21 protein-coding genes are annotated in these 23,127 nt (G+C 58.7%); 20 read left to right on the plus strand and 1 reads right to left on the minus strand.

All coding sequences use genetic code 11. The features are described 5' to 3' along the window. From lpxD to ispD, 13 genes are all read left to right on the plus strand, one after another. The gene (gene lpxD, locus JTJ32_RS01170; protein WP_210040464.1) at positions 1 to 1,056 is read left to right on the plus strand and encodes a UDP-3-O-(3-hydroxymyristoyl)glucosamine N-acyltransferase; all 1,056 of its coding nucleotides are present in this window, start codon (positions 1 to 3) and stop codon (positions 1,054 to 1,056) included. A gap of 109 nt (positions 1,057 to 1,165) precedes the next feature. Then, positions 1,166 to 1,606 carry a 3-hydroxyacyl-ACP dehydratase FabZ gene (gene fabZ / locus JTJ32_RS01175; protein WP_099229707.1) on the plus strand — a complete coding sequence of 147 codons (441 nt, stop codon included), beginning with the start codon at positions 1,166 to 1,168 and terminating at the stop codon, positions 1,604 to 1,606. After that, complete coding sequence (gene lpxA, locus JTJ32_RS01180; RefSeq protein ID WP_004879036.1) at positions 1,603 to 2,379, plus strand: acyl-ACP--UDP-N-acetylglucosamine O-acyltransferase; 777 nt, start codon at positions 1,603 to 1,605, stop codon at positions 2,377 to 2,379. Before fabZ ends, lpxA begins: the two co-directional genes overlap by 4 nt. Positions 2,380 to 2,381: 2 nt before the next feature. Then, complete coding sequence (lpxB, locus tag JTJ32_RS01185; protein WP_210040465.1) at positions 2,382 to 3,524, plus strand: lipid-A-disaccharide synthase; 1,143 nt, start codon at positions 2,382 to 2,384, stop codon at positions 3,522 to 3,524. 11 nt (positions 3,525 to 3,535) lie between these two features. Then, entirely contained in the window at positions 3,536 to 4,186 is a 651-nt protein-coding gene (gene rnhB, locus JTJ32_RS01190; protein ID WP_184320126.1) for a ribonuclease HII, read from the plus strand. A gap of 63 nt (positions 4,187 to 4,249) precedes the next feature. Further along, on the plus strand, positions 4,250 to 7,771 hold the full coding sequence (dnaE, locus tag JTJ32_RS01195) for a DNA polymerase III subunit alpha (protein ID WP_210040468.1): 3,522 nt from the start codon (positions 4,250 to 4,252) through the stop codon (positions 7,769 to 7,771). Positions 7,772 to 7,900: 129 nt separating this feature from the next. Continuing rightward, a complete protein-coding gene (locus tag JTJ32_RS01200; RefSeq protein WP_099229711.1) occupies positions 7,901 to 8,848 on the plus strand; it encodes an acetyl-CoA carboxylase carboxyltransferase subunit alpha in 948 nt (315 codons plus the stop codon). Between the two features lie 324 nt (positions 8,849 to 9,172). Beyond that, positions 9,173 to 10,510 (plus strand): tRNA lysidine(34) synthetase TilS, encoded by a 1,338-nt coding sequence (gene tilS / locus JTJ32_RS01205; RefSeq protein ID WP_210040470.1) that lies wholly within the window; start codon positions 9,173 to 9,175, stop codon positions 10,508 to 10,510. Between the two features lie 264 nt (positions 10,511 to 10,774). Further along, positions 10,775 to 12,406, plus strand: a complete 1,632-nt coding sequence (locus JTJ32_RS01210; RefSeq protein WP_099229713.1) for a CTP synthase — start codon at positions 10,775 to 10,777, stop codon at positions 12,404 to 12,406. A gap of 15 nt (positions 12,407 to 12,421) precedes the next feature. After that, on the plus strand, positions 12,422 to 13,267 hold the full coding sequence (gene kdsA, locus JTJ32_RS01215; protein ID WP_099229715.1) for a 3-deoxy-8-phosphooctulonate synthase: 846 nt from the start codon (positions 12,422 to 12,424) through the stop codon (positions 13,265 to 13,267). A gap of 138 nt (positions 13,268 to 13,405) precedes the next feature. Then, a complete protein-coding gene (gene eno, locus JTJ32_RS01220) occupies positions 13,406 to 14,692 on the plus strand; it encodes a phosphopyruvate hydratase (protein WP_024686189.1) in 1,287 nt (428 codons plus the stop codon). 188 nt (positions 14,693 to 14,880) lie between these two features. Next, positions 14,881 to 15,159 (plus strand): cell division protein FtsB, encoded by a 279-nt coding sequence (ftsB, locus tag JTJ32_RS01225; RefSeq protein WP_004879054.1) that lies wholly within the window; start codon positions 14,881 to 14,883, stop codon positions 15,157 to 15,159. Positions 15,160 to 15,173: 14 nt separating this feature from the next. Beyond that, complete coding sequence (ispD, locus tag JTJ32_RS01230) at positions 15,174 to 15,884, plus strand: 2-C-methyl-D-erythritol 4-phosphate cytidylyltransferase (RefSeq protein WP_210040472.1); 711 nt, start codon at positions 15,174 to 15,176, stop codon at positions 15,882 to 15,884. Positions 15,885 to 15,896: 12 nt separating this feature from the next. Here the strand turns inward: ispD and JTJ32_RS01235 are convergent, their stop codons facing one another. Then, entirely contained in the window at positions 15,897 to 16,793 is an 897-nt protein-coding gene (locus JTJ32_RS01235; RefSeq protein ID WP_099229719.1) for a LysR family transcriptional regulator, read from the minus strand. Positions 16,794 to 16,897: 104 nt separating this feature from the next. Between JTJ32_RS01235 and JTJ32_RS01240 the strand changes: the two genes are divergently transcribed. The 7 genes from JTJ32_RS01240 to JTJ32_RS01270 all read left to right on the plus strand — a co-directional run bounded on the left by JTJ32_RS01240 (position 16,898) and on the right by JTJ32_RS01270 (position 23,036). Further along, entirely contained in the window at positions 16,898 to 18,010 is a 1,113-nt protein-coding gene (locus JTJ32_RS01240; RefSeq protein ID WP_099229721.1) for an S-(hydroxymethyl)glutathione dehydrogenase/class III alcohol dehydrogenase, read from the plus strand. Positions 18,011 to 18,069: 59 nt separating this feature from the next. Beyond that, a complete protein-coding gene (gene fghA, locus JTJ32_RS01245; RefSeq protein ID WP_210040474.1) occupies positions 18,070 to 18,918 on the plus strand; it encodes an S-formylglutathione hydrolase in 849 nt (282 codons plus the stop codon). A 104-nt stretch (positions 18,919 to 19,022) separates the two neighbouring features. Beyond that, positions 19,023 to 19,496 (plus strand): 2-C-methyl-D-erythritol 2,4-cyclodiphosphate synthase, encoded by a 474-nt coding sequence (ispF, locus tag JTJ32_RS01250; protein WP_210040475.1) that lies wholly within the window; start codon positions 19,023 to 19,025, stop codon positions 19,494 to 19,496. Further along, positions 19,493 to 20,551 (plus strand): tRNA pseudouridine(13) synthase TruD, encoded by a 1,059-nt coding sequence (truD, locus tag JTJ32_RS01255; protein WP_099229727.1) that lies wholly within the window; start codon positions 19,493 to 19,495, stop codon positions 20,549 to 20,551. Before ispF ends, truD begins: the two co-directional genes overlap by 4 nt. Continuing rightward, positions 20,539 to 21,288 carry a 5'/3'-nucleotidase SurE gene (gene surE / locus JTJ32_RS01260; protein WP_210040477.1) on the plus strand — a complete coding sequence of 250 codons (750 nt, stop codon included), beginning with the start codon at positions 20,539 to 20,541 and terminating at the stop codon, positions 21,286 to 21,288. Before truD ends, surE begins: the two co-directional genes overlap by 13 nt. 41 nt (positions 21,289 to 21,329) lie before the next feature. After that, positions 21,330 to 21,965, plus strand: a complete 636-nt coding sequence (locus tag JTJ32_RS01265; protein ID WP_004879071.1) for a protein-L-isoaspartate(D-aspartate) O-methyltransferase — start codon at positions 21,330 to 21,332, stop codon at positions 21,963 to 21,965. A 204-nt stretch (positions 21,966 to 22,169) separates the two neighbouring features. Next, the gene (locus JTJ32_RS01270) at positions 22,170 to 23,036 is read left to right on the plus strand and encodes a peptidoglycan DD-metalloendopeptidase family protein (RefSeq protein ID WP_099229731.1); all 867 of its coding nucleotides are present in this window, start codon (positions 22,170 to 22,172) and stop codon (positions 23,034 to 23,036) included. The last annotated feature ends 91 nt before the right edge of the window (positions 23,037 to 23,127 follow it).

The raw sequence follows: 23,127 nt of genomic DNA on the forward strand, positions 1-23,127 counted from the left end.
ATGAGCGCGACCATCAAGCTCGGCCAGTTGGCCGAGTTCCTGGGCGCCACGCTACGTGGCGACAAGGACAAGGACATCAATGGGCTGGCCACTTTACAAGAGGCCGGCCCTGATCAGATCAGCTTCCTGGCAAATCCCCAATACCGTAAATTCCTGACCGATACCCACGCCGCTGCTGTGCTGCTCAAGCCCGCTGATGCCGAAAGTTTCGCCGGGAACGCGCTATTGGTGCCTGATCCTTATCTGGCCTATGCCCGGATCTCCCATCTGTTCGATCCCAAGCCCAAGGCCGCTGCCGGTATTCATCCGACAGCAGTGATCTCCGACGACGCTGTCGTCGACCCTGCGGCCAGTATCGGTGCTTTCGCGATTGTCGAAAGCGGCGCACGGATCGCAGCGCAGGTCACGATTGGCGCGCACTGCTTCATCGGTGAGCGTTGCGAGATCGGTGAGGGCGGCTGGCTGGCTCCTCGTGTGACGCTTTACCACGACGTTCGCATTGGCAAGCGCGTGGTGATCCAGTCCGGGGCTGTGCTGGGCGGAGAAGGTTTCGGTTTTGCCAATGAAAAAGGTGTCTGGCAGAAGATCGCCCAGATCGGCGGTGTTTCCATTGGCGACGACGTGGAGATTGGTGTGAATACCGCCATCGACCGTGGTGCGCTGGCGGATACCCGGATCGGTAATGGGGTCAAGCTGGATAACCAGATTCAGATCGCTCACAACGTTCAGATCGGTGATCACACGGCCATGGCGGCCTGCGTCGGGATCTCCGGAAGCACGAAGATCGGCAAGCATTGCATGCTGGCCGGTGGCGTTGGACTGGTGGGCCATATCGAGATATGTGATGGTGTTTTCATCACGGGCATGACCATGGTGACCCATTCCATCACCGAACCAGGCTCCTATTCTTCGGGCACTGCAATGCAGCCGGCCGCTGAATGGCGAAAGAGCGCGGCTCGCCTGCGCAAGATCGATGATATGGCCCGGCGTCTGCAAAAACTGGAAAAGATGGTCGAGACCGTGACCAGCGCCGGTAATCCTCCATCTGATGGCTGATACCTTTTTAATATCAAGCGTGCACAGTCGATAAACTGCCTCCTTGATGTAGAGGGGTGCTGCGCCATCGCGAAGCACCCCTAATCTTTACTACAGGCTTCCCCTCGAAATGATGGACATCAAAGAAATTCGCGAATACCTGCCTCATCGTTATCCGTTCCTGTTGGTGGATCGCGTCACGGACCTGGATATCGAGAACAAGACTATTCGCGCTTACAAGAATGTCAGCGTCAACGAGCCTTTTTTCAATGGCCACTTCCCCCAGCATCCGATCATGCCGGGCGTACTGATCATTGAGGCGATGGCACAGGCGGCGGGGATTCTGGCGTTCAAAATGTTGAACGCGAAGCCTTCCGACGGCACCCTCTATTATTTTGTGGGTTCGGACAAGCTGCGCTTCCGTCAGCCGGTTCTGCCGGGTGACAAGCTGGTTCTGGAAGCCAATTTCCTGAGCTCCAAGCGCCAGATCTGGAAGTTCGAATGCAAGGCCACCGTCGACGGTAAAGCGGTATGCTCCGCTGAAATCATCTGTGCGGAACGCAAGCTATGAGTTTGATTGACCCTCGCGCAATCATCGATCCGACGGCCGTTCTGGCCGACAATGTGGAGGTCGGCCCCTGGTCGATCATCGGACCCGGTGTGGAAATTGGCGAGGGTACAGTGGTCGGTCCTCATGTCGTCCTCAAGGGACCGACCCGAATCGGCAAGCACAATCGCATCTACCAGTTCTCATCGGTAGGCGAAGATACACCCGACCTCAAGTACAAGGGCGAGGAGACTCGCCTTGTGATCGGTGATCACAACGTGATCCGTGAAGGCGTCACCATTCATCGCGGTACTGTCCAGGATCGCGCCGAGACCACGCTGGGTGATCACAACCTGATCATGGCTTACGCGCACATCGGTCACGACAGTGTGATTGGCAATCATGTGATTCTGGTCAACAACACGGCGCTGGCAGGTCATGTGCACGTTGATGACTGGGCGATCCTTTCGGGGTTCACCCTCGTGCATCAGTTCTGCCACATCGGCGCGCACAGTTTCTCCGGCATGGGCACCGCCATCGGCAAGGACGTTCCGGCGTTCGTGACGGTGTTTGGCAACCCTGCCGAAGCACGGAGCATGAACTTCGAAGGCATGCGCCGTCGGGGTTTCTCCGAAGAGGCGATTCACGCCTTGCGCAGGGCCTACAAGACTGTCTACCGCCAGGGCCTGACCATTGATCAGGCTGTCGCTGATCTTGCCGAGCCTGCCGCGTTATTCCCCGAGGTGGCGGTGTTCCTCGAGTCGATCCAGGCTTCGACCCGCGGCATTACCCGCTAACCATGGCTCGCCCATTGCGTATCGCGCTGGTGGCTGGTGAGGCTTCCGGCGATATCCTCGGCTCCGGTCTGATGCGTGCCATCAAGGCGCGACATCCCGATGCCGAGTTCATCGGTGTCGGTGGTCCGCTCATGGAAGCACAGGGCATGCAGTCCTACTTTCCCATGGAACGCCTGTCGGTCATGGGGCTCGTCGAAGTGCTGGGTCGATTGCGCGAGCTGCTTGCCAGACGCAAGCTGCTGGTCCAGACCCTCATTGATGAAAAGCCCGATGTATTCATCGGTATCGACGCCCCGGACTTCACCCTCAATATCGAACTTCAGCTGCGTCGTGCAGGCATCAAGACTGTCCATTACGTCAGTCCTTCGGTGTGGGCATGGCGTCAGAAGCGTGTGCTCAAGATCCGCGAAGGCTGCGATCTGATGCTGACCCTTCTGCCGTTCGAAGCCCGGTTCTATGAAGAGAAGGGCGTCCCGGTCCGGTTTGTCGGGCATCCGCTTGCCGACACCATACCGCTGGAGTCCGACCGTGCAGCCGCTCGTACCGAGCTGGGGCTGATGGGTGACGGGCCTGTCGTCGCCTTGATGCCGGGCAGTCGCGGTGGTGAAGTGGGTCGTCTGGGCGCGTTGTTTTTCGATGCCGCCGAGCGCCTTCTGACCCAGCGTCCGACAATGCGTTTCGTGCTTCCCTGTGCCAGTCCCCAGCGGCGGACTCAGATCGAAGAGCTGCTGCAAGGGCGCGACCTGCCGATCACCTTGCTCGACGGCCGGTCGCATGTCGCGCTCGCCGCCTGCGATGCGGTCTTGATCGCTTCCGGTACGGCGACGCTTGAGGCGCTGCTTTACAAGCGACCGATGGTGGTTGCCTATCGTATGGCGCCGGTTACTTTCTGGGTTCTGAAGCGACTGGTCAAAAGCCCCTATGTGTCGCTGCCCAACCTGCTGGCTCAGCGCCTTCTGGTGCCGGAACTGCTGCAGGACGCAGCCACGCCCGAAGCGTTGGCAGAGACGCTGATGCCGCTGATCGATGAAGGTCAGGCACAGACTCAGGGCTTCGACGAGATTCACCAGACGTTGCGCCGCGATGCCTCCAATCAGGCTGCCGATGCGGTGCTGGGTCTGCTTGGGCAAACGTCTTCACTGTGAGTAAGCCAATGATACAGACAGGTCTGGATTTCACGCTGGTCGAGGACCTTGTCGCGGGCGTCGATGAAGTGGGGCGCGGCCCGCTGTGCGGCGCAGTCGTCACCGCTGCCGTGATTCTGGACCCGACGAGGCCTATCCTGGGGCTCAATGACTCCAAAAAACTGACCGAGGCCCGCCGGGAAAAGCTGTTCGACGAGATTCAGGAAAAAGCCCTGTGCTGGTTCATCGCCCGGGCTGAAGTCGAAGAAATCGACGAACTGAACATCCTGCATGCCACGATGCTGGCCATGAAGCGTGCAGTCGAAGGCTTGAGCATCACCCCCAGGCTTGCCTTGATTGACGGCAATCGTTGCCCGCAGTTGTCTGTGCCCTCGGCTCCCGTGGTGCAAGGCGATGCCAAGGTGCCTGCCATTGCTGCGGCCTCGATTCTCGCCAAGGTCAGTCGTGACCGGGAAATGGCCGCGTTCGAGCTCATTTATCCGGGTTATGGCATGGGCGGCCACAAGGGCTACCCGACGCCGGTACACCTGGAAGCCTTGGCTCGTCTGGGGCCGACCCCCATTCATAGGCGCTCCTTCGCGCCGGTCCGCGCCGCCCATGAGGCGCGAGCGGCCATGATGATGGCGCAGGTTTCATCGTCGATCGGGTTGTTGCAGGACTGACGTTTCAGTCAGGTCTCGCTACAATCGCGCCCTCGTTTTCAGTTTTCGCGCTATAGGATCACCATGCCGGCTTCTTTCGTTCATCTACGCCTGCACACCGAATACTCTCTGGTCGACGGTCTGGTCCGGGTCAAACCGCTGATCAAGGCGCTGACCGGCATGAACATGCCTGCCGTCGCGGTGACCGATCAGAACAACATGTGCTCGCTGGTCAAGTTCTATAAAGCAGCCCAGGGCGCTGGCATCAAGCCGATCTGCGGTGCCGATCTGTGGCTCGCCGGCCGTGATCAGGACGCAGCGCTCAGCCGTATCAGTCTGCTGGTCATGAACGCCCAGGGCTATCGCAACCTGACAGAGCTGATCTCGCGCGGGTTCATCGAAGGGCAGCGCAACGGCCAGATCGTGATTCAGCGTGAGTGGGTCGCTCAGGCCAGTGATGGTCTGATCGCATTGTCGGCGGCGAAGGAAGGCGAGATTGGCATGGCATTGCTCGGCGGTAATCCGGGCGAGGCAGACGAACTGTTGCGTGAATGGATGTCGGTCTTTCCGGATCGCTTCTACATTGAAGTGCAGCGCACCAACCGCGCCAACGATGAAGAACACCTGCACGCCGCCGTTGCCCTGGCTGACCGCCACGGCGCTCCATTGGTCGCCACCAACGACGTGCGTTTCATCAAACAGACCGATTTCGAGGCTCATGAAACCCGTGTGTGCATCGGCGAAGGTCGCGCACTGGATGACCCTCGGCGTTCGCACAATTACAGTGATCAGCAATACCTGAAAAGCTCGGAAGAAATGGCCGAGCTGTTCAGCGACCTGCCCGAGGCGCTGACCAACAGTGTCGAAATCGCCAAGCGCTGCAATATCGACGTGAAGCTGGGTACGCACTTTCTGCCCAACTTCCCGATTCCCGATGGCATGACCATCGATGAATATTTCCGCAAAGTGTCGTTCGACGGTTTGGAGGAGCGCCTCGCGGTCCTGCTGCCCAAGGACACCACTGAAGATTACGAAGCCAAGCGCCAGGTCTATGTCGACCGGCTGAATTTCGAGCTGGATATCATTATCCAGATGGGGTTCCCCGGTTACTTTCTGATCGTGATGGACTTCATTCAGTGGGCCAAGAGCAATGGCGTGCCGGTAGGTCCTGGCCGTGGATCGGGTGCCGGTTCGCTGGTGGCTTACGTACAGAAAATTACTGACCTCGATCCGCTGGAATACGACCTGCTGTTCGAACGCTTCCTGAACCCGGAACGGGTGTCGATGCCCGACTTCGACGTCGACTTCTGCATGGACGGTCGCGACCGGGTTATTGACTATGTGGCCGAGAAATACGGCCGCAATGCCGTGAGCCAGATCATCACCTTCGGTTCCATGGCCGCCAAGGCTGTGGTGCGTGACGTGGCGCGGGTGCAGGGCAAGTCCTACGGGCTGGCTGATCGCCTGTCGAAAATGATCCCGTTCGAAGTCGGCATGACCCTTGAGAAGGCCTATGAGCAGGAAGAGATCCTGCGTGACTTTCTCAAGGTCGATGAAGAGGCGGCTGAAATCTGGGAAATGGCCCTCAAGCTCGAGGGTGTCGTGCGTAACGTGGGCAAGCACGCCGGGGGCGTGGTGATCGCGCCCACCAAACTGACGGATTTCTCGCCGATCTATTGCGACGAAGCCGGCGACGGTCTGGTAACCCAGTTCGACAAGGATGACGTCGAGGCGGCCGGTCTGGTGAAGTTCGACTTCCTCGGTCTGCGGACCCTGACCATCATCGACTGGGCGCTGAAGACCATCAACCGCGACCGCGCCAAGGTCAACGAAGCGCCGCTGGACATCGCGTTCATCCCGCTGGATGACATGCCGACCTATCAGTTGTTGCAACGCGCCGAGACAACGGCCGTGTTCCAGCTCGAGTCGCGGGGCATGAAAGAGCTGATCAAAAAGCTCAAGCCCGACTGTCTGGAAGACCTCATCGCACTGGTGGCCCTGTTCCGTCCGGGGCCGCTGCAGTCGGGCATGGTGGACGACTTCATCAACCGTAAACACGGTCGCGCCGAGCTGTCCTACCCACACGTCGACTATCAGTACGAAGGCCTGAAACCTGTATTGGCGCCGACCTACGGCATCATCCTGTATCAGGAGCAGGTGATGCAGATTGCGCAGGTCATGGCGGGCTATACCCTCGGCGGTGCAGACATGCTGCGTCGTGCGATGGGTAAGAAAAAGCCCGAGGAAATGGCCAAGCAGCGCGGCGGTTTCATCGAAGGCTGCAAGACCAACAATATCGACCCGGACCTGGCGGGTAACATTTTCGATCTGGTGGAAAAATTCGCCGGTTACGGTTTCAACAAGTCCCACTCAGCCGCGTACGGCCTGGTGTCGTATCAGACCGCCTGGCTGAAGACCCACTACCCGGCGCCGTTCATGGCCGCCGTGTTGTCGGCGGACATGCACAACACCGACAAGGTCGTGACCTTGATCGAAGAAGTGCGCACCATGAAACTGCGCCTCGATGCGCCGGACGTGAACACTTCCGAGTTCAAGTTCACCGTCAGTGACGATGGCCGGATTCTGTATGGTCTGGGCGCGATCAAAGGGGTGGGCGAGGGGCCGGTCGAGGCGATTACCGAAGCCCGTCTGCAAGGGCCGTTCAAGGATCTGTTCGATTTCTGCGCCCGTGTCGATCTCAAACGCGTGAACAAACGTACCCTGGATGGCCTGATCCGCAGTGGCGCACTGGATCGTCTCGGTCCTTATTTCGAGCTGGAACCCAAGGCCTATCAGGCCAATATCGACCGTAACCGCTCGGTGTTGCTCGCGGCTCTCGAAGAAGCCATTCAGGCCGCCGAGCAGACTGCCCGAAGCCGTGACAGCGGTCACTCGGACCTGTTTGGTGGCCTGTTCGTCGAAGAAGATGCGGACGTCTACGCCAATCACCGCAAGACCCGTGAGCTGAGCCTGAAGGATCGCTTGCGTGGCGAGAAGGAAACCCTTGGTCTCTATCTGACCGGGCACCCGATCGATGAATATGAAGGCGAGATTCGTCGCTTCGCCCGCCAGCGCATCATCGACCTGAAACCGGCGAGAGATACGCAGACCGTGGCGGGCCTGATCATTGCCTTGCGAGTGATGAAGAACAAGAAGGGCGACAAGATGGGGTTCATCACCCTGGACGACCGCTCGGCGCGTATCGAAGCATCGCTGTTTGCCGAAGCCTTCCATTCGGCTCAGTCACTGTTGCAGACCGATGCTATGGTGGTGGTTGAGGGCGAAGTAAGTAATGATGACTTCTCCGGCGGCTTGAGGCTACGTGCCAAGCGCGTCATGAGTATCGAGGATGCACGGACCAATCTGGCCGAAAGCCTGCGAGTGACGGTGCATGCCGACGCACTCAAGGGCGACCGGCTGCGCTGGCTCGGTGATCTTTGCAAGCGCCATCGTGGTGCCTGTCCGATCACGGTGGATTACACCGGTAAGGATGCCAAAGCGTTGCTGCAGTTTGGAGAAGCATGGCGAATCGATCCTGCAGACAGCTTGATTCAGGCTCTGCGTGACCAGTTCGGACGTGAGAACGTCTTTCTCCAGTATCGCTGAAGGCCGCAGGCTATATCTGCGCCCAGCCCTGAATTTTAATTTCGACCTGACCGCGTCTGTTCCCTCGAGGGAAAGGCGCAGACGGATCAACCGGCCGGCCTCTTGGCCGTCGACCCAAGACGGATGCCTATGAACCCGAATTTTCTGGATTTCGAACAGCCTATCGCTGACTTGCAAGCCAAGATCGAAGAACTGCGCCTGGTGGGTAACGATAACTCGCTGAACATCGGCGACGAGATCTCCCGGTTGCAGGACAAGAGCAGGACTCTGACCGAAAGTATCTTCGGCAACCTGACCAGTTGGCAGATTGCACGCATGGCGCGTCATCCCCGTCGCCCTTACACGCTGGATTACATCCAGAATATTTTCACCGAATTCGATGAGCTGCACGGTGATCGTCACTTCTCCGACGACGCGGCCATTGTGGGCGGCGTTGCGCGTCTGGAAGGTCAGCCTGTGATGGTTATCGGTCATCAGAAAGGCCGTGAAGTTCGCGAAAAGGTGCGTCGCAATTTCGGCATGCCGCGGCCTGAAGGCTATCGCAAGGCCTGCCGTCTGATGGAAATGGCCGAGCGTTTCAAGATGCCGATCCTGACGTTCATCGACACACCAGGCGCTTACCCTGGTATTGACGCTGAAGAGCGTAACCAGAGCGAAGCGATCGCCTGGAACCTGCGCGTCATGGCGCGTCTGAAAACCCCGATCATCGCCACGGTCATCGGCGAAGGCGGTTCGGGTGGTGCATTGGCCATCGGCGTGTGCGACCAATTGAACATGCTGCAATATTCGACTTACGCGGTTATTTCGCCGGAAGGCTGCGCATCGATTCTGTGGAAGACGGCCGAGAAAGCGCCGGACGCTGCCGAAGCCATGGGCATCACTGCCGAGCGCCTGAAGGGCCTGGGCATCGTCGACAAGGTCATCACCGAGCCATTGGGCGGCGCTCACCGTGATCCGGTTGCCGCCTCGGCTTTGATCCGTGAGGAGCTGAGCAGCCAGTTGGCAATGCTCAAGAAGTTCGACAACGACGCGCTGCTGGCCCGCCGTTATGATCGTCTGATGAGCTACGGCTTGTAAGATGATGTGGGAGGTGTCGCGGTGTTTCCTGACGCGGCACCTCTCAGGGCCAACACAAAACTGTGGAAGGCTCGCTCACGTTTTCGACGTAGCGCTGTCGCACATCAAACGCCCACACCATCGTGTTTCTTCAGTGGCTTACAGGTTGTTTGATAGAGGGGCTTGCCCGCGATGCGGTTGTTCAGGCGATGTGTCAATGAATGATCCTTCGCCATCGACGGCAAGCCGCCTCCCACAGGATTTGGCGCTTCAGTGGGGTTGCGTAAGCTCTGCGAGCGCTGGCTGTCTGCTGCCTATGACGGCACTTGCCGAATGGCCTTATCAATGACCCGGTCAAGCCCTGGCGGTCATGATCTCCCCATCAGGCTTCTTGGAGCCCTGGCACCCTGGCGCAATGCGCCTGTCTGGCATGTCGGCTTCTCCGGCGGTCTCGATTCCACGGTTCTGTTGCATCTTCTGGCTGAACTGGCCAGACGCGAACGCCTGCCCGATCTGAAAGCGATTCATGTTCATCACGGCTTGCAGGCAGTTGCCGAGGAATGGCCCGAGCATTGTCGGCAGGTCTGTCAGGCGCTCGATGTGCCATTGCAGATGATCAACGTGAGCGTGGAGCCAGGTGCCAGCATCGAGCAGGCAGCCCGCGAGGCCCGTTATGCGGCCTTTTCCGGGCAGTTGGGGGTGGATGAGGTTTTGCTGACGGGGCAGCATCGCGACGATCAGGCTGAAACGATGCTGTTCCGTCTGATGCGTGGGGCCGGCGTTCGAGGGCTTGCGGCGATGCCTGAGTCTCGGGTTCTGGGAAAGGGGCATCTGGTCAGGCCGCTGTTTGACTGTGCACGAATGGAGCTTGAGGAGTATGCCCGCGAACACTGCCTGAACTGGATCGAAGACCCCAGCAATAACGACGTCCGGTTTTCACGTAACTTCCTGCGCGCTCAGGTCATGCCGTTGCTGACCTCAAGATGGCCGCAGGCGGTTTCCGCGATGGCGCGTACGGCCCGTCATCTCGGCGAAGCCCAAGTGCTTCTGGGGGAGCTTGCCGAGCAGGATCTGGCCGACGCTCAGGCTACCACGCCATTTGCCTGGCTCGGCCTGCCAGTACTGGCTGTCCAGCCACTCACGGGGTTGTCCACGACTCGGCAACGTAACGCGCTGCGTCACTGGCTCGCGCCACTGACTCGTTTGCCTGATACCGATCATTGGGCGGGCTGGGACACCTTGCGAGATGCGGGGCAGGGCGCGCAGCCGCTGTGGCGATTGGCCGATGGAGAGTTGCATCGCACCCAGGGGCATGTCTGGTGGCTGGCTGGGCTCTGGCTTTGCACCGTCAAAGGCGAACTCGCCTGGCCTGACCCTCGTCAGCCATTGACCCTTCCCGGCAACGGGCGAATCTGGATACAGGGCGACGCGCCGCAAGGGCCGCTTGAGGTGCGTTATCGTCAAGGCTCCGAAGTCGTGCAGGTGACAGGGCGTGGTCATCGTGATCTCAAGCGTCTGTTCAATGAGTACGGTGTGCCCGGATTCGTCCGCGGCAGATTGCCGCTGCTGTACTGCAATGACCAGTTGCTGGCAGTGGCAGGACTGGCTGGACTGGACGCTTCGCCCAATGGAAGCTGGCAGTTGCGCTGGGAAGCACCGACCAGCGACCAAAGTTTGAGCTGAAAGGGCCTTTCAGGTAGACTACGCTCCCTTCTTGATACAGCTTCTGTTGGTTCTTTTGAAACAACACAAGTTGCCGGTTACCAACCAGTATTTACTGGGCGATTTCTTAAATGTGGCGCGCAATAGGCAGGCTTTCGGCCGGTCGGTTTCAACGCAGCAGTTTCGGGAGTGCACCGTGAATTTTGTCGGTAATCGGGGGCTTCGGCCTTCCTTCGCTTTCCCCGGCGGCTCTGACCGCTTTAACGCAGACTTCTAGGGTTTTTCATGACGCGCTACATCTTCGTCACGGGCGGTGTTGTTTCTTCATTGGGGAAAGGCATTGCCTCGGCTTCATTGGCGGCCATCCTGGAGGCGAGGGGGCTTAAGGTCACCATGCTCAAACTGGACCCCTACATCAACGTGGACCCAGGCACCATGAGCCCGTTCCAGCACGGTGAGGTGTTCGTCACTCATGACGGCGCTGAAACCGACCTGGACCTTGGTCACTACGAGCGGTTCATCCGCACCACCATGACCCAGAACAACAACTTCACCACTGGCCGTGTGTACGAACACGTCCTGCGCAAAGAGCGCCGTGGTGATTATCTGGGCGCGACCATCCAGGTCATTCCGCACATTACCGACGAGATCAAGCGCCGCATCATCAAGGGCGCAGGCGATGCCGACGTGGCATTGGTCGAAATCGGCGGCACGGTCGGCGACATCGAGTCGCAGCCGTTCCTCGAAGCCATTCGCCAGCTGCGTTTCGAAGTCGGCGCACGCCGCGCGATGCTGATGCACCTGACGCTGGTGCCGTATATCGCCACCGCTGGTGAAACCAAGACGAAGCCGACCCAGCACTCCGTCAAGGAATTGCGTTCCATCGGCCTGCAGCCTGACGTTCTGGTCTGCCGCTCCGATCATCCGATCGACACGTCGTCGCGTCGCAAGATTGCCCAGTTCACCAACGTTGAAGAGCGTGCGGTCATTGCGCTGGAAGACGCCGACACCATCTACAAAATCCCTGGCATCCTGCATTCGCAGGGTCTGGACGATTTCGTCGTCGAGCGTTTCGGTCTTCAGTGTGGCGGTGCCGACCTGTCCGAGTGGGACAAGGTTGTCGATGCCAAACTCAACCCCGAACATGAAGTCACCATTGCGATGGTCGGCAAATACATGGAACTGCTCGACGCCTACAAGTCGTTGATCGAAGCCATGAGCCACGCCGGCATCACCAACCGCACCAAGGTCAACCTGCGCTACATCGATTCCGAAGACATCGAGAATCAGGGCACCGGTCTGCTCGAAGGTGTGGACGCGATCCTGGTTCCGGGCGGTTTTGGTCTGCGTGGCGTCGAAGGCAAGATCACAGCTGTTCAGTTCGCTCGCGAAAACAAGGTTCCGTATCTGGGTATCTGCCTGGGCATGCAAGTGGCGGTCATCGAGTTCGCCCGTAACGTGCTGGGCTGGAAAGACGCCAACTCCACCGAGTTCGACCGCACCAGCGCACACGCTGTCGTGGGTCTGATCACCGAGTGGGAAGATGCCACCGGCGCTGTGGAAACCCGCACCGAAAGCTCCGACCTGGGCGGCACCATGCGCTTGGGTGCCCAGGAATGCCAGCTTGAGTCGGGCTCTCTGGTTCACGACTGCTACAAGAACGATGTGATTGTCGAGCGTCATCGCCATCGCTATGAAGTGAACAACAACCTGCTGCCGCAACTGATGGAAGCCGGCCTGAAGATTTCCGGTCGTTCCGGTGACGGTGCGCTGGTCGAAGTGGTCGAGGCGCCTGATCATCCGTGGTTCGTGGCTTGCCAGTTCCACCCGGAGTTCACCTCGACACCGCGCGACGGTCACCCGTTGTTCAGCGGTTTCGTCAAGGCCGCACTGACTCAACGTCAAAAGAACGTCTGAAAGGAATATCAGTAGATGGCTCAGAAAATCATCCGCGTAGGCTCCATCGAGATTGCCAACGACAAACCAATGGTTCTGTTTGGTGGCATGAACGTGCTCGAGTCTCGTGACATGGCCATGCAGATTTGCGAAGAATATGTGCGTGTTACCGAAAAGCTCGGTATCCCTTACGTGTTCAAGGCCAGCTTCGACAAGGCCAACCGTTCCTCGATCACATCCTATCGTGGTCCGGGCCTGGAAGAAGGCATGCGCATATTCGAAGAGATAAAGCGCACCTTCAACGTGCCGTTGATCACGGATGTGCATGAGCCTGAGCAGGCGGCTGTCGTTGCCGAAGTGTGCGATATCATCCAGTTGCCGGCTTTTCTGTCTCGCCAGACCGACCTGGTGGTGGCAATGGCGAAGACAGGTGCAGTCATCAACATCAAGAAAGCCCAGTTTCTTGCGCCTCAGGAAATGAAACACATCCTGACCAAGTGCGAAGAGGCCGGTAACGATCAGTTGATCCTGTGCGAGCGCGGTTCCAGCTTCGGTTACAACAACCTGGTGGTGGACATGCTCGGCTTCGGCATCATGAAGCAGTTCGAGTACCCGATTCTTTTCGACGTGACCCACGCCCTGCAAATGCCGGGTGGTCGCTCCGATTCCGCTGGCGGACGCCGGGCTCAGGTGCTGGAACTGGCCAAGGCCGGTATCAGTCAGAATCTGGCCGGTCTCTTCCTGGAAGCTCACCCTGATCCTGATAACGCCAAATGCGATGGCCCTTGTGCGTTGCGCCTGGACAAGCTGGAGCCTTTCCTGACGCAACTCAAGTCGCTGGATGAACTTGTGAAAAGTTTTCCGATCGTAGAGACCGCTTGAGCAGGGTTCTCCGGTAAAGTGCCGTTCCCCGTCATTCGTGACGGGGTTGTCGCATTCAGGCCTGCCGTTTTCTGCGTCTGATCGCGAATATCGTTTTCCAGCTGCGTCGTTTTCGTCAATCTTGGAGTGTTTACAACAATGGCAAAAATCGTCGACATCAAAGGTCGTGAAGTTCTCGACTCCCGTGGCAATCCCACCGTGGAAGCAGATGTGCTCCTCGATAACGGCATCATTGGCAGCGCCTGTGCGCCGTCCGGTGCTTCAACCGGCTCGCGCGAAGCGCTGGAGCTGCGTGATGGCGACAAGAGCCGTTACATGGGCAAGGGCGTTCTGAAAGCTGTCGCCAACATCAACGGCCCGATCCGCGACCTGCTGCTGGGTAAGGATCCGGTAGATCAGAAGGCGCTGGACCACGCAATGATTGCGCTGGACGCGACCGAGAACAAGGCAAGCCTGGGTGCCAACGCAATCCTCGCTGTATCCCTGGCTGCCGCAAAGGCCGCTGCCCAGGATCAGGATCTGCCGCTGTACGCGCACATCGCCAACCTGAACGGCACGCCGGGCGTCTACTCGATGCCGGTGCCAATGATGAACATCATCAACGGTGGCGAGCACGCCGATAACAACATCGACATTCAGGAATTCATGGTTCAGCCGGTTGGCGCCAAGACGTTCGCTGAAGGTCTGCGCTGGGGCACCGAAATTTTTCATCACCTCAAGGCTGTTCTCAAGGCTCGCGGCCTGAATACTGCCGTCGGTGATGAAGGTGGTTTCGCGCCTAACCTGGCGTCCAATGAAGAAGCGCTCAGCGCCATCGCCGAAGCCGTTTCCAACGCTGGCTATACGCTGGGCACCGATGTGACCCTGGCGCTGGACTGCGCGGCGAGCGAGTTCTACAAGGACGGCAAGTACAAGCTCAGCGAAGAAGGCGAATACGACTCCGCCGGTTTCGCCGACTATCTGGCTGATCTGGTCAGCAAGCACCCGATCATCTCCATCGAAGACGGTCTGGACGAGTCCGACTGGGCTGGCTGGAAAATCCTCACCGACAAGATCGGCGACAAGATCCAGCTGGTGGGCGACGACCTGTTCGTGACCAACACCAAGATCCTGAAAGAAGGCATCGACAAGAAGATCGCCAACTCGATCCTGATCAAGTTCAACCAGATCGGTACACTGACCGAAACGCTGGAAGCCATTCAGATGGCCAAGGCTGCCGGTTACACCGCTGTGATCTCGCACCGTTCCGGTGAAACCGAAGATTCGACCATTGCCGATCTGGCTGTGGGCACGTCAGCCGGCCAGATCAAGACGGGTTCGCTGTGCCGTTCCGATCGCGTATCCAAGTACAACCAGCTGCTGCGTATCGAAGAGCAACTGGGCAGCAAAGCCGTTTATAACGGCCGCGCCGAGTTTCGCGGTTGATCCATAGATGGTAAAAGACGCAGGGCGCTACGGGAAAAACGGTTCATCCGGTTTCGCCCGTGCTGCCGATGCTGACGCTCCTCTGTAACCTGGAGTGATTGAGCCTGGCTTATGTCAGGCTCAATGCCCTCAGTCATTTGTTAGTTGTGTGGCTCTGCCGTCTTTTCTACTGGGTACCTGATATTTCAATGCGCAGTCCTAACTGGTTGTTCCTCATCCTGCTGCTGTTGCTTGCCGGTTTGCAATATCGCCTCTGGGTGGGTAATGGCAGCCTGGCGCAAGTGGCCAGCCTGAACCAGCAGATCGCGGATCAGCATGCCGAAAACCAGGTCTTGCTGGAGCGCAATCGTGTGCTCGATGCCGAAGTCATGGAATTGAAAAAGGGACTCGAGACCGTCGAGGAGCGTGCCCGTCATGAGTTGGGCATGGTCAAGGACGGCGAAACCCTCTATCAGTTGGCACAATAATAAAAGTAGGCGTCATGAAAGATTTCCTTCCTGCCTTCTGGGCAGTGATTCCTGCAGCGGGCATTGGTGCCCGCATGGCAGCAGACCGGCCCAAGCAATACCTGCAGCTGGGCAGCCTGACCATTCTCGAACACAGCCTGTTGAGTTTTCTGGATCACCCCCGTCTCAAGGGTCTGGTGATTAGCCTTGCCGTGGACGACCCTTACTGGCCCGCATTGCCCTGTGCGCTGGATTCCCGAATCCAGCGGGTGGATGGTGGCAAAGAGCGTTCAGCTTCGGTACTTAACGCCTTGCTGCATCTGCACGCGCAGGGCGCCAGCGACGATGACTGGGTGCTGGTTCATGACGCCGCACGTCCGAACCTGGCCCGTAGCGATCTGGACAACCTGCTCAGCGAGCTGGCGGACGACCCGGTCGGTGGCCTGCTGGCTGTTCCCGCGCGCGACACGCTCAAGCGTGCCGATAGCACGGGTCGCGTGGCTGAAACGGTTGATCGCAGTATGATATGGCAAGCCTATACGCCACAGATGTTCCGCCTTGGAGCGCTCCATCGAGCATTGGCGGACAGCCTGGTATCTGATGTCAGCATCACGGATGAGGCTTCGGCCATCGAGTGGGCCGGACAGGCGCCACGTCTGATCGAAGGTCGATCCGACAACATCAAGGTGACTCGACCCGAAGACCTCGAATGGCTGCGTTTGCGTCGAAGCGATTTCGGCCGCTGAAAGGTTCGCCAGCTACTGCCGGTATTCGTCCCGCATCAACAGACCTTCCTTCAGATAGTCCACCAGTTTGCGCACCTTCGGCGAAAGGTGCCGTTGCTGTGGGTACAGCGCCCAGACAGCTGTGTTGGGCGGCTGATGCATGTCCAGCAACGAAATCAGCGCGCCGCTCTTGAGGTGTTTCTGCACGTAATAATCGGGTAGCTGGCACAGACCGACGCCGTGCAATGCAGCGTCGAGTACGGCCTGACCGCTGTTGCAGCGCCAGTTGCCCTGCACACGCTGAGAGAATTCCCGTCCGTTCTGTTGCAGCAACCAGGTATCGCTGCCGCCTATCAGGCAGTTATGGCGACTCAGTTCCGACAGGCTATGAGGGCGGCCATAGCGTGCGATGTAGGAAGGTGCTGCGCACAGATACATCTGGCGCGGTGCCAGACGCGTGGCGACCATACGTGAATCCTGCAGACGCCCCAGCCGGATCGCCAGATCCATGCCTTCGTGAACCAGGTCGAGTGTTTCGTTGCTCAGTTCGATGTCGACCCGTAGATGCGGGTAAACGTCCATGAAGCGGGTCACCAGCGGCGTGATGAAACGCTCGCCGTACGCCACTGCGCAGGTCATGCGCAACAACCCTTTGGGTTCACTGGTCAGGTCGCCTACCGCGCGCAACGCTTCTTCGCGTCCATCCTGCAGGCGCTGGCAATGGTGCAGGAACGTCTGACCGGCTTCGGTCAACGCCACCTTGCGTGTGCTGCGGTACAGCAGGCGGGTCTGCAGCCGTTCTTCAAGCCGGACGATCTGACGGCTGACATGAGAAGACGAGACCCCCAGACGTTGCGCAGCGGCAGTGAACTGGCCGCATTCTGCCACCGCTACGAACTCGTCGAGGCCTTCCCAGCGATTGGTGTACATCGATTATCCCTGCACAGCATTAATGTTTTGCTTTTGGCTCTATTACTCGCCAATTGGCACTGTACTACACTGCACACCTTGTTTTAGTTCGCCGGAGAAGATTGATGATCAAGTCACGTGCTGCTGTCGCCTTTGAGGCCAAGAAGCCACTGGAAATCGTGGAAGTCGATGTCGCCATGCCCAAGGCGGGCGAGGTGCTGCTGCGGGTCGTGGCGTCCGGCGTTTGTCATACCGATGCCTACACGCTTTCCGGTGCCGATCCTGAAGGGATTTTCCCTTCGATTCTGGGTCATGAAGGCGGGGCTATCGTTGAAGCGGTGGGTGAGGGCGTTACCTCTGTTGTGGTCGGTGATCACGTCATCCCGCTTTACACGCCTGAATGCCGTCAGTGCAAATTCTGTCGCTCGGGCAAAACCAACCTGTGCCAGGCGATCCGTTCCACTCAGGGCAAGGGTTTGATGCCGGATGGCACGTCGCGCTTCTCCTACAAGGGTGAGCCGATTTTTCATTACATGGGCACCTCGACCTTCTCGGAATACACCGTATTGCCGGAAATTTCGGTCGCCAAAATCGACAAACAGGCGCCGCTGGAAAAGGTTTGCCTGCTGGGTTGTGGCGTGACCACCGGTATCGGTGCCGTACTCAACACTGCCAAGGTCAAGCCGGGTGACACCGTGGCCATTTTCGGTCTGGGCGGCATCGGTCTGTCGGCTGTGATCGGTGCAGTGAAAGCCAAGGCTTCGCGAATCATCGCCATCGACATCAATCCGGCCAAGTTCGAGATTGCCAAACAGTTGGGCGCGACTGAATGTGTCAACCCGAAGGACTTTGATCGCCCGATTCAGGAAGTCATCGTCGACATGACTGACGGCGGCGTGGATTTCTCTTTCGAGTGCATCGGCAATGTGCAGTTGATGCGTGCAGCCCTCGAGTGCTGCCACAAGGGCTGGGGCGAGTCGGTCGTCATCGGCGTGGCCGGTGCCGGTCAGGAAATCTCCACCCGTCCTTTCCAGTTGGTGACCGGGCGCGTCTGGCGCGGTTCGGCGTTCGGCGGCGTGCGAGGTCGTACTGAGTTGCCAAGCTATGTCGACATGGCACAAACCGGTGAGATTCCGCTGGATACTTTCATTACCCACACCATGGGCCTGGAAGATATCAACAAAGCGTTTGACCTGATGCACGAAGGCAAAAGCATTCGTACTGTCATCCACTTCTAAAACAGCGATGATGGGCAGCAGGCGATCATCACGCTGCTGCCCATCGTTGGGAGTCGACCATGACCCTGGAAAACATCTCCTGTCAGAAAAGCTTCGGCGGCTGGCACAAGCGATACAGGCACCACTCTCAGGTGCTGGGCTGCGACATGGTGTTTGCGGTCTACCTTCCGCCTCAGGCCGAGCAGGGTGGCAAGCTGCCGGTGCTGTACTGGTTGTCGGGCCTGACCTGCACTGACGAAAACTTCATGCAGAAAGCAGCGGCCCAGCGGGTAGCGGCCGAGCTGGGGATCATCATCGTGGCGCCGGACACCAGTCCACGCGGCCCTGATGTGCCTGGCGATCCGGATGGCGCCTGGGACTTCGGTCTGGGCGCAGGCTTCTATCTCAACGCAACCGAACAGCCCTACGCCCGTCATTACCAGATGCATGATTACGTGGTCACGGAGCTGCCTGCCCTGATCGAAGCGCATTTTCCGGCTTCGCAGGTGCGCAGTATCAGCGGTCATTCGATGGGTGGGCACGGCGCACTGGTGTGTGCCCTGCGCAATCCGGGTCGCTACAAGTCGATCTCGGCGTTTTCACCGATCAGTAATCCGATGGACTGTCCGTGGGGGCAGAAGGCCTTTTCCCGTTATCTGGGCGAAGACCGCTCGCGCTGGCGCGAGTGGGACGCCAGTGTATTGATGGCCGATGCAACGGAAAAATTGCCGATTCTGGTGGATCAGGGTGATCGGGATGATTTTCTGGTCAATCAGCTCAAGCCCGAGACGCTGGTCCAGGCTGCCAAAGCGGCACAGCAGCCTCTGACACTGCGGATGCAGCCCGGTTATGACCACAGCTATTTCTTCATCGCCAGCTTCATTGAAGATCACCTGCGCCATCACGCCAGCGCGTTGTTCGACAACTGATCGGGTTGAACGCACGGTGAGGTGGATGTGCAGCTTCGCTGACAAACCCAAGCCGTGCCAAAGCAGGTAGAATCACGCCCTGACATTTTTCAGGGCGTTTTTTTATGCGTATTGGCCACGGCTATGATGTGCACCGTTTCGCTGAAGGCGACTTCATCACCTTGGGCGGCGTGCGGATTGCGCACGGTTTCGGTCTTCTGGCCCACTCCGATGGCGACGTTTTGCTGCACGCTCTGAGCGATGCGCTGCTGGGCGCTGCGGCGCTGGGCGACATCGGCAAGCATTTTCCGGACACAGATCCGCAATTCAAGGGCGCGGACAGTCGCGTACTGCTGCGTCACGTTCTAAAGCAGGTGCAGAGCAAGGGCTGGAAGGTCGGTAACGTCGATGCCACCATCGTCGCTCAGGCGCCCAAAATGGCACCCCACATCGATGCCATGCGCGCGCTGATTGCCGAAGACCTTCAGGTCGAACTGGATCAGGTCAACGTCAAAGCCACCACCACTGAAAAACTCGGCTTTACCGGCCGCGAAGAAGGCATCGCTGTGCATGCCGTCGCGTTGTTGCTGCGCGCATGACCGAACTTGAACTGCTGGGCCCGACGGCCTGGGGCGAGTCGCTGGGACGTGCGGTTCTCAAAGCGACAGCGGAAGATTTCCAGGTCGATGAAGTGCTTGATATTCCGCTCTCGGGCGATGGCGAGCATTTGTGGCTGTGGGTCGAGAAGCGTGGCCTCAACACCGAAGAAGCCGCCCGACGTCTGGCCCGGGCTGCCGGCGTTCAGTTGCGTACAGTCAGCTATGCCGGTCTGAAGGACCGTCAGGCACTCACTCGACAATGGTTCAGTATTCAATTGCCCGGCAAGGCCGACCCCGATCTGTCCGCGGCGCAGGACGAGACGCTGAAGATCCTCACCGTGAGCCGCCACAAACGCAAACTTCAGCGTGGCGCGCACGCAGCCAATGGCTTTACCTTGCGCCTGACGCAATTGGCGGCTGACAAGGACGCGTTGACTCAGCGGCTTGAGTCGATTGCCCGACTCGGGATTCCCAATTACTTCGGCGCTCAACGCTTCGGCTATCAGGGCGGTAACCTGGGCGAGGCTCGCGATTACGCGTCCCGTCAGGCCTTGCCCGAGCAGCGCGCGGTCCGCTCGCGCCTGCTGTCAACGGCGCGCAGCTACCTGTTCAATCAGGTGCTCGCCGCACGTGTTGCAGACGGCAGCTGGCAGCATGCTCAGGTCGGTGATCTTCTGGCGTTCACCGACAGCCGGAGCTTTTTCCCGGCGGGTGTCGAGGAATGCAGCGATCCGCGGCTGGCCATTCTGGACGTGCACCCGACCGGTCCGCAGTGGGGTGCAGGCCCTTCTCCGGCGCAGGGCAGAACCGCAGAGCTTGAAAACGCTGTCGCCGCGGAGCATCCGGCCTTGCGTGACTGGCTGATCAGGGCGGGAATGGAACACGAACGTCGCATCCTGCGGCTGCCCATTGGGCGGCTGACGTGGCATTATCCCGAGCCTGACATTCTGCAACTGGAATTCGTCCTTCCGCCTGGATGCTTCGCCACCGTTTTGGTGCGCGAGCTTGTCGATCTGGTGCCGGTTGGGCAGACGGACAGCCCATGCGTATTCTGATTTCAAACGATGACGGGGTCAGCGCGCCCGGTCTTGCGGCGCTCTATGCGGCACTGGCGGACTACACTGAATGCGTGGTGATTGCCCCCGATCAAGACAAGAGTGGCGCCAGCAGTTCGCTGACGCTCGACCGGCCCCTGCATCCGCAGACGCTGGCCAATGGTTTTATCAGTCTGAACGGTACGCCGACAGATTGCGTGCATCTGGGGCTTAACGGTCTGCTGGAGCGTGAACCGGACATGGTGGTTTCAGGGATCAATCTAGGCGCCAACCTGGGCGATGATGTGCTGTACTCAGGTACAGTCGCCGCAGCGCTGGAAGGCCGTTTTCTGCAACGACCGTCGTTCGCGTTTTCGTTTCTGTCGCGCCAGCCTGACAACCTCGCCACGGCTGCGCATTACGCACGTCTGCTGGTCGAGGCACACGAGCAACTCGATCTTCCACCGCGTACCGTATTGAACGTGAACATACCGAACCTGCCTCTGGAGCACATCCGCGGCATTCAATTGACCCGGCTTGGTCATCGCGCCAGAGCCGCAGCGCCGATCAGGGTCGTCGACCCCCGCGGACGTGCCGGCTACTGGATAGCGGCTGCGGGAGATGCCGAGGACGGCGGTGCCGGAACCGACTTTCATGCGGTCATGCAGGGCTATGTATCCATTACGCCGCTGCGACTGGACCGTACCTATCAGGATGGTTTCAGCAGCCTGAACACCTGGCTGGAGGGACTGCACTGATGTCACGCGAGCAAGATGATCTGTTACGTCGCGGGATCGGGATGACTTCGCAACGTACTCGCGAGCGGTTGATTCAACGCCTGTACGAAGAAGGTGTGTCGAACAATCATGTGCTGGATGTCATTCGCAAGACGCCACGTCATCTGTTCGTTGACGAGGCGCTGGCGCATCGGGCCTATGAAGACACCGCATTGCCCATCGGGCATAACCAGACCATTTCCCAGCCTTACATGGTTGCCCGCATGAGCGAGCTTCTGCTGGCGGCGGGGCCGCTGGACAAGGTGATGGAGATCGGCACCGGTTCGGGCTATCAGACCGCAGTGCTGGCGCAGTTGGTGGAACGGGTGTTCTCGGTTGAGCGCATCAAGGTTCTGCAGGACAGGGCCAAGGAGCGTCTGGTTGAACTGAACCTGCGCAATGTGGTTTTTCGCTGGGGCGATGGCTGGGAGGGATGGCCAGCCCTGGCGCCTTACAACGGCATCATCGTCACGGCAGTGGCTACCGATGTACCGCAGGCGCTGCTTGATCAACTGGCACCCGGTGGACGGCTGGTCATTCCGGTCGGCGCAGGTGAAGTCCAGCAATTGATGCTGATCATTCGAGAGGAAAACGGTTTTTCCCGACATGTATTGGGAGCCGTGCGGTTCGTGCCGCTGTTGAACGGTCCTCTTGCCTGAAAAACGCCAGAGGTCACGAATGAATTCTGGCGCCTGTCATCGGTCTACAACCGTCTGTTCATGAGAACGATGGCAAAATTGCATCGAATCATGGGGCGGATCTTCCATTACACCGTTTTTGATGCGTTTTAAGCACTGGCTGCCCGCCGTTCTTGCGGCACAATAGGCATCTTTGAATTCAGTCACCAGTAAAGGGAGTGGCGGGTGAGTCACACAGTCATTCAGCAGCTCAGGTCTTCGAGAAGTTATCAGCGTCTGTTGATTGGCATTGCGCTCAGTGTCCTCTTGGTCGGCTGTTCAAGTTCACCTTCGGGTGGTGTTCGTGTGGTCGACCGAAACGGCAACGCCGTTGCCCAGCGTCCTACCGTCACCACCGGTCAGTACGTCGTCAAACGCGGCGATACGCTGTTTTCCATTGCATTCCGCTACGGCTGGGACTGGAAAGCTCTGGCCGCCCGCAATCAGATACCCGAGCCATTTACCATCAAACCGGGTCAGACGATTCGCTTTGACGGGCGCTCTTCTTCAACACAGAGCGTGGCATCGGCACCTTCAGCAGGTCGTCCGGTCACCAGTACGTCGACTACCACCAGCAATTCGGGATCGGTAAAAACGACTGTAATGTCCAAACCCGTTGCGGTTGTACCTGTGGTCATACCGCCTTCCGCGACCACCGCGACGGGCCCTGCAGGCAAGTCTCCCAGCGGTTGGACCTGGCCTTCGAGTGGCATATTGATAGGAAAATTTTCTTCAAACGGTAGTTTGAATAAAGGAATTGATATCGCCGGTGATTTGGGACAGCCTGTTTTGGCAGCGTCTGATGGTTCAGTTGTTTACGCCGGAAGTGGATTACGGGGCTACGGCGAATTGATCATCATCAAACACAGCGATACCTACGTCAGTGCCTACGGTCATAACCGAAGGCTTTTGGTACGGGAAGGACAGCAGGTCAAGGCTGGGCAGACGATTGCCGAAATGGGGTCAACAGGAACTGACCGGGTGAAACTGCATTTTGAGATTCGCCGACAAGGTAAACCTGTAGACCCACTGGAATTCTTGCCACGTCGTTGATTGTTGCCGCCTGTTCCTGACGCAGAAGGAACAGGCTCAAGCGTTGCCATGGATATAGGCGCCGCTGGAGCTTGAGGTCGAACTCACCAAA

Origin of the sequence: Pseudomonas alliivorans (genome assembly GCF_017826695.1) — a bacterium.
Taxonomy (GTDB): Bacteria; Pseudomonadota; Gammaproteobacteria; order Pseudomonadales; family Pseudomonadaceae; genus Aquipseudomonas; species Aquipseudomonas alliivorans.